Here is a 7,764-nt window from a genome sequence, read left to right on the forward strand (position 1 = left end):
CCGATGTGGAACAGTTGATGTACGTGCTTTTCAATTTGAGAAATTCGGGCAATACTATGGTGATTATCGAACATAACCTGGATGTCATTAAATGCGCGGACTGGATTATCGATCTGGGGCCGGAGGGGGGCGATGAGGGCGGCTCGATTGTGGCCGTCGGAACGCCGGAAAGCGTGGCCGCGTGTCCCGGAAGCCACACCGGAAAATTTTTAAAGGGGAAATTGAATGAAAGCAAACAAACGGGTCGGGCAAGGCTTTCAGCCGATGCGCTTTTATAATTTGCCATGAAAAAAAACGGCTTTATTTTGGGGGCGGTTTTCCTGGCCCTGACCCTGTCCGGGCTTGACGCCAAGCCCAGCCGGGATGAAGTCCGGGAAATCACCTATGCCAAAAAAGCCTTCCAGGACGGCCTTTACGATGTTGCCATCCTGAAGTTCAACGGGTTTTTGAGCGCCTTTCCCAAAACCGAGCTTGAAGCGGAAGCCAAACTTTTGTTAGGCCAGAGTTTTCTTTTCGAGGGAGAAGCCCAGAAGGCGCATGAGTTGTTGGGCGTTTTCCCCCAGGGCGGGCCCGACACCCTGAAGGCGGAATTTATTTATTGGGACGCGGAAAGCCTGTTCGCCCAAAAAAACTGGGAGCAGGCCACAGCCCTCTATCAATCGTTCCTGAAGGATTATCCGGATAATCCGCTTGCCGGGAAAGCGCGTTTCAACCTCAGCACCGCGCTGCTGCAAACCCAGGGGGAAGCCGCCGCCCTGGCCATACTGGAACCCTTGTTGAAAAACGAGGCTGAAAAAAACACGCGCCAGGAGGCCTTGCTGCAAAAAGTACGCATCCTGATCAGCGCCGGAAAACTCGAGGACGCCTCCCTCATTGTCGATCAGCTCAGCCGCTCGAAAATGGAACACAACACCCAGTTGCAGGTTTATTACTGGACGGCCGAACTGGCCCGCCAGGCGGACAAAACCGCCAAAGCGCTTGAGAACTATCAAAAAATCTGTTCCGACTCCCGCGCCTATCCCCGCGAACTCCTGGCGAAATCCTGGTACGGCAATGGCCAGGTGTTGAAGGGGCTGCAAAAGTGGCAGGAAGCCTCCAACAGCTTTGCCAAGGCGTACTCGACCTCCCTCGACCCGGAACTCATGCAGGCTGCGATCACGGGATTTCTCAATGCCCAGGTCAAGAACGACAGTCTCACCAAGGGTGCGCTTGAAGTCCGCAAGTGGGCGCGCGACCGGGGCGGCGCGGGCGTGTCAGCCTTTTACGCCATCGGCCTGTTTTATTTTAATGCCGCCAATTATGACGCCGCCATCACGGAGCTCGACAACCTGGCCGGCAACTTTCCCGATTCAAGCTGGAAATGGCCGGCGCAATTCCTCATTGCGGAGTCCTTGCTGAAGAAAAACGACCGCGACGCCACCCTCCAGCGTTTGAATGTCATCTGTTCGCAGACGGTCAACGCCCAGCTCGCCCTGGATGCAAGGTTCCGGCTGGCGGAGATTGAAATGGACGGCGGGGATGCGGACAAAGCCTCAAAGGATTTCCTTGATGTGGCGCGAAAATCCGAGTCGGCGGAACAATCTGAAAACGCCTACTATCACAGTCTCCTGGCGCTATCCAAGACAAACAATCTGGACGCCTTTAGCGCCGCCCAGGACGAGTTTGAAAAGAAATTCCAGAAAAGCAACCGCTTGAACGACATTCTGATGGAAAAGGCCAAATTGCTGGAAAAACTCGGCAAAGGCGGGGATGCCCGGAAAATTTACGAAACCCTCGCCCAAAACAAGCAGGACGTCAGCAAGACGGCGGAAGCGCTGTTCAGCCTGGCGCGCTCACAGTTCCAAGCCGGGCAAAACGAGCCCGCGCTGCAAAATCTGCAGCAGTTGGAAAAGAACTATCCGGATTTTTCCTCGTCGGCCGATGTGGTTTATCTCCGCATCCTGGCCCAGGACCAGGCGGGCCTGCTGCAATCCGAGGCCTTGCGGAACGAATTGAATAAATTCATCGAGCGTTTCCCCAACAAAAACAGCGACCTGACCGCGCGCGCCATGTTTAAAATTGCAGAAACCTATTTTACCCAGGGCGCCCAGGGCGATTACGGCCAGGCCCAAACCCGCTTCCAGGAAGTGGCCGACAAATTCCCAAAACACGAATTGGCCGTGCGCGCCATTTATTACTCCGGCCTCAGCGCCATTCAACTGGGCAATTTCAAGGATGCCATTTCGATCCTTGAAAAAATCCCCGCGGAATCCCCAATCAAAGGCGACGCCCGTGCCGCCCAAATCCGCTGCTACATGTTGCAGGCAAACTGGCAGGACGCCCTCCGAATCGCCGATTCAGTCATCACGGACCGGCCTGAAGACCAAATTTGGGCCGAGGCTTCCCTGCGCAAAGCAGGCTGCCTTTACACGCTGGCGGAAAAAGACACCAAACTTTACGCGCTGGCCCTTGATACCGTTAATAAAATACTCGCCTCCAAAGCCCCCAATATCGCCCAGCGCAACGAGGCCGGCTGCATAAAGGGGGAAACCCTGCAAAAAATGCAAAAAAGCAGCGAAGCCCTGGCAGCCTATCTGGATGTGGTGTACGGACGCGTACTGCCGCCCGAACTCAGCGGACAGCCCGCCCAACCTGAAAGTTACTGGTTTATCCGCTCCGGCAATTTAGCCGCCCAAATGCTGGTGGACCAGGGCAATATCAAAGGCGCTGTCGAAATTTACCGCATTCTGGAACGCCTCAATGAGCCGGGTCGCGACGAAATCCGCAAGAAGATCGAGGAACTCAAATCCGCAAACTTCTTTTACGAGGAATCCTAAGTAAGTTTCAAGTTCGCGCCCGGTGAATCCTGCTTCGTCCTTTCGTTGGGCAGCGGCATTGACTTGCCCAAAGCCTCTTTTATAATAAAAACGTGGACAAGTCAGCTATATTGGTCAAACAGGATGGAGCGCTCGCGATAGCGCGCATTGTGGGTAAAGGATCGTTTAAAAACGCCCGATTCCTTAAAAATTACGCAGAGACCGTCTCGGGCGCCGGAACAAACCAGGTGATCCTGGATCTTCAGGAGTGCCTTCACATGGACAGCACCTTCATGGGAGTGCTGGCCGGGATTGCCTGCGAACAAAAAAAACTGGGCCATCAACGCCTGAAAATCATCCACGCCAACTCCCGGAATATGGAACTGCTCGCGTCTCTCGGTCTGAATCGAATCCTCGAAATCGACCCGATCATCAACAATGAAGCTGCCGACAGCAGCTACACGCCGCTTGAAACAAACGAAGAGGCGGACAAAGATGAAGTGGCCCGCACCATGCTGGATGCCCATCAAAAACTGATTGATACGGACAAAAACAACGCGGCCAAATTCCAGGATGTCATCACTTTTCTTAAAAACAAGTTGCACACAGATGGCCAATAACAAAACATCCTCCGCCCACTGCAAGCGGCGGTCCCCCGAAAAGCCTAAAATGGAAGAACCCTTGAAAGAAGACATCATACCCTTGGAAGAACAGCCGCCCAAACCGGCGCCTGAAACAGAATCCAAATCTGCCACACAGCCCGCATCCCAGCCCGGCGCCCCTGCCCCCGCCCCCGAACCCAGCGTGGCTGAATTGCAGGAAAAAGTGGCGCAACTGCAGGAGAAACTGCTGCGCTTGCAGGCCGATTTCGACAATTCCCGCAAGCGGCTCCAACGGGACAAAGAGGACGCCATCCGTTTCGCCAACGAAAGCCTGCTGGAAGAACTCCTGCCGGTCATCGACAATTTTGAGCTCGGCCTTCAAGCCGCCGCGAACGCCAGCGATGCCAAATCCATCGCCCAAGGCATGCAAATGGTCAAAACCCAGTTGCAACGCTTTCTCTCCGATTGCGGCGTGCAGGAAATCAATACGACAGGCCAAAAGTTTGACCCGCATCTCCACGAGGCCATCGGCCAGCAGGAAACAACCGAGCACCCCGATGGAACCGTGCTCTCCCAACAACGCAAAGGCTACAAATTGCGCGACCGCCTGATGCGCCCGGCCGCCGTCATTGTCGCCCACGCCCCCTCAGCCGCTGCCGCACCAAGCCATTAAATTATGCCTCCGACCAAACGCGATTATTACGAAATCCTGGGCGTTCAACGCAATGCATCCGAGGAGGAAATCAAAAAAGCCTACCGCAAACTTGCCGTCAAATACCACCCGGACAAAAATCCCGGCAACAAGGAAGCCGAGGAAAAATTCAAGGAACTGGGCGAAGCCTACGAGATCTTATGCGACCAGGACAAGCGGGCCGCTTATGACCGCTACGGACATAACGCGTTCGGCTCAGGCGTCGGCGGACCCGCCACAGCCGGCGGCTTTGGAGGCGGATTCCATGATCCGTTTGATATTTTCCGCGAGGTCTTCGGCGCAGGAGGCGGTGGCGCCAGCATCTTCGGTGATATTTTCGAGGACGCCATGTCCGGAGGCGGGCGCGGCGGTTCCTCCCGCCAGGGACGCGGCTCCGACCTGCGCTACGACCTCGAAATCACGCTGGAAGAGGCCGTCCGCGGCTGCGAAAAGGAAATTTCAGTCCGAAAACACGAAACCTGCGATACCTGCGGAGGCTCGGGCGCGGCCTCCGGTTCAAAAGCCGTCACCTGCCATACCTGCCGCGGAAGCGGTCAAGTCTCCATCACGCGCGGCTTCTTTTCCATGGCCCAGACCTGCCCCAACTGCCGCGGCGCGGGAACCGTCATCGAACGTCCCTGCCCCAAATGCGGCGGCGAAGGGCGGCAGGAAAAAACGTCCAAGATCAAAATCAAGATCCCGCCCGGGGTGGACTCGGGTTCGCGGCTCCGTTCCACTGGCCAGGGCGAAGCCGGCGTACGCGGTGGACGCCAAGGCGACCTGTACATCGTCATCCATGTCAAGGAACACTCAATCTTTGTGCGTGAAGACAATCATTTGTATTGCGAGGCGCCCATCAGCTTTGTCAAAGCCGCACTGGGCGGCGAGCTGAGCGTCCCCACCCTCGAAGGACGCGCGGTGGTGAAAATTCCGGCAGGCACCCCCAGTGGAAAAATCTTCCGCCTCCGGGGCAAGGGCGTACCCGACATTCACGGGCACGGCCATGGCGATTTGAACGTCAGGATCATTGTTGAGGTTCCTTCAAAGCTCACGGCCGAGCAGCGCAAAAAGCTGGAGGAGTTTGCGGCTGTGTGCAACGAGGACACCAACCCCGCTTCAAAATCCTTCCTCGAAAAAGCCAAAGAGTTTTTTAACTGATGCGCCGCTTTTTATGTCCGGATCTGTCGGCAGGCTTTTTGAGCCGTGAGGAATCGCACCATGCCGCGGTGGTGCTGCGGATGAAGGAAGGCGATGCCTGCTCGCTCTTCAACGGCAAGGGTGGCGAGGCAAAAGCCGTGTTGACCCGGGTTCAAAAGAACAAGACGGAGTACCGCACCCTCAGTATCCAACAATCCTCTGGCGCCTGTTATCGCCTTATACTCGGACAGGCGATACCCAAGGGCAAGGCCATGGACTTGATCCTGCAAAAAGCCACGGAGTTGGGATTGCAGGAGATTTACCCCATCGCCTCGGACCATTCGGTTGTCCAACTTGATGAGGAACGCATCGAGTCCAAACTGGACAAGTGGAAGCAGACCCTTGTGGAAGCGTGCAAGCAATGCGGGCAAAACACGCTGCCAGTGCTTCATCCCGTGTCAAAAATCCAGGACTTTCTGGATGCGCAGCAGGCTTCAAAGGGGCTGAAATTAATCGGCTCGCTCCAACCGGATGCGCGGCCCTTGGGCCAGGTGTTGGAGGAATCGAAAAAGGCAGGGCCGCTCAAGGAGGTGGTTTTTTTGGTGGGGCCGGAAGGCGACTTCACGCCGTCGGAAATTGGAAAGGCTCGCAGCTCGGGCTATGTTTCGGTCACGCTGGGCCCACAGGTCTTGCGGACCGAAACCGCATCGATTTATTTGATTAGTGTTTTGAGCTACGAACTTTCGAAACAGGCGTGCTGAGAACGCCAACGGCGTTCCGTCCTTGAGCCCAGGGTTTCACGCCGAGGCCTGTGCGGAGGCGGATACCCTGGGAAAAAGCCCGCAAAAAATTTCTCAACCGCTGAAGCGGTTTGCGTCTGCTTCATCTAATTGCCGTAAGCCCTTCCACATAAAATTCTTTTGACAAATATGAGACTGAGACCTATTCTCAATAACCTATGCCCCATTCTAGACTACGCTGTCTGCCGTTTAAATCCATATTCCTATCCCTCATCTTATCCGTTCCCATCACAAACGCCGCCGTCCCTCCACCCACCACAATTTCCAACGAGGCCCTCCTTCAAAAAATGGAGGCCATGGAGTCCGAAATCCAATCCCTCAAATCCCAACTCAGCCAATATCAGCCAGCCGATAATTCCCAGGACGCCTCCCCCAAACTGGCCGATAACGGCAAAAGCTTCTTCGGACTGGGCTCCAATTCGGATAGCACTTTCCATATCGGCGCCTACGGGGAACTCAAATATGGCCGCAACGAAAGCAGCGCCGGCTGGCGCAGCGGATTCGACGCAGGCCGCGTCGTCCTTTTGCCGACCTGGCAGATTGCAGAAAACATCATTTTCAACGCAGAGATCGAATTTGAACACGGAGGCATCGCTAACGACGAGGATGACAAGCTGCACGGCTCCGCTGAAATCGAACAGGCCTATCTCGATTTCAAATTCAACGAAGCGATCAACTGGCGGGCCCCGGGAGTGGATGTAGTTCCGTTTGGCTACACCAATTTGCATCATGAACCGACACAGTTTTACAGCGTCAACCGGCCCGAGCTTTATCAGGGCCTGATCCCGTCCACATGGTTCGAGGGCAGTACCAGCCTTTATGGAAACATTATCGACAATCTGACCTATCAATTTCAAATCAGCACCAGCCTTGAGGATTCCGGCGTGACCGGCGACCTGCCCGCAGGCGGGTATGATGCCGGAATATCCGGAACAAAGGCTCTTGGACTGGCAAGATCTCCCATTGGAGATTTCTCCCAAACAACAAACGATCTCGGCTACGCCCTGCGTCTGGGCTACACCCCGCCCTGCATCCCCGGACTCTCGGGCAGCAGCAGCGTCTATTTCACGCCTAACACAACCCCGCGCGGGGCCCACTCCGACACCGGGGCCTCGCTTGGACACTCGAGCCTCACGATGGTCGATACCGAACTGCGCTACCGCATTCCCAAGACCGGCTGGGAGTTTCGAGGGGAATATGTCGAAATCTTCCTGGGCAGTCCCGGCAATCTGCGCGCCAACAACGACAGCGACCCGAGCAACAATGTCGGCGACACCATGCACGGTTGGTCGCTCGAAACGGCCTATCATTTCAATCTGAGCCCAAAACTGAAGAACGGCTGGGAAATTGTCCCGTTCTACCGCTACAGCAACATCGAATTGCAGTCGGGAGGCTACCGGGGGTCCGACGCCAACATGCCAACCGGCCAGGGAGAACGGCAATATCACACCTTCGGCCTTGCCGTCTTCCCCACACCCGATGTGGTGTTGAAACTGGATTATCAAATTGCGCTCGATGAAGCTCCGGACTCGCCCCAGGCCGATCATTTCCTCGGCTCTGTCGGCTTTGCATTCTGATCCGCACGCAAAACACACGAAAAGAAGACAAAATGTTTTTTACAGGAAGAACGCAAAGATATTGGAAGCTTAAAACTTTAAACCCGAATTAAATCTCACTGAGATGAACCGTAAAACCCTTGCTTGTTTGATGCCTGTCAGTACGGCGCTTGTCGCGACGGC

7 protein-coding genes are annotated in these 7,764 nt (G+C 55.4%); all 7 read left to right on the forward strand.

The window, feature by feature from the left end:
• On the forward strand, window positions 1-278 hold a 278-nt coding region (locus PHD76_14755; GenBank protein MDD5263100.1), incomplete at its 5' end, for a hypothetical protein.
• Between the two features lie 6 nt (window positions 279-284).
• On the forward strand, window positions 285-2,816 hold the full coding sequence (locus PHD76_14760; protein MDD5263101.1) for a tetratricopeptide repeat protein: 2,532 nt from the start codon (window positions 285-287) through the stop codon (window positions 2,814-2,816).
• Window positions 2,817-2,908: 92 nt separating this feature from the next.
• On the forward strand, window positions 2,909-3,415 hold the full coding sequence (locus PHD76_14765; GenBank protein ID MDD5263102.1) for an STAS domain-containing protein: 507 nt from the start codon (window positions 2,909-2,911) through the stop codon (window positions 3,413-3,415).
• Window positions 3,416-3,464: 49 nt separating this feature from the next.
• Window positions 3,465-4,070, forward strand: coding sequence for a nucleotide exchange factor GrpE (gene grpE, locus PHD76_14770; protein MDD5263103.1), 606 nt, complete (start codon window positions 3,465-3,467; stop codon window positions 4,068-4,070).
• Window positions 4,071-4,073: 3 nt separating this feature from the next.
• On the forward strand, window positions 4,074-5,246 hold the full coding sequence (gene dnaJ / locus PHD76_14775; GenBank protein ID MDD5263104.1) for a molecular chaperone DnaJ: 1,173 nt from the start codon (window positions 4,074-4,076) through the stop codon (window positions 5,244-5,246).
• Entirely contained in the window at window positions 5,246-5,986 is a 741-nt protein-coding gene (locus tag PHD76_14780; protein MDD5263105.1) for a 16S rRNA (uracil(1498)-N(3))-methyltransferase, read from the forward strand. The genes dnaJ and PHD76_14780 overlap by 1 nt, the downstream gene beginning before the upstream one ends.
• A gap of 335 nt (window positions 5,987-6,321) precedes the next feature.
• Entirely contained in the window at window positions 6,322-7,602 is a 1,281-nt protein-coding gene (locus PHD76_14785) for a hypothetical protein (GenBank protein ID MDD5263106.1), read from the forward strand.
• The last annotated feature ends 162 nt before the right edge of the window (window positions 7,603-7,764 follow it).

The sequence above is a fragment of the Candidatus Methylacidiphilales bacterium genome (genome assembly GCA_028713655.1).
In the GTDB taxonomy this organism is placed as follows: Bacteria; Verrucomicrobiota; Verrucomicrobiia; order Methylacidiphilales; family JAAUTS01; genus JAQTNW01.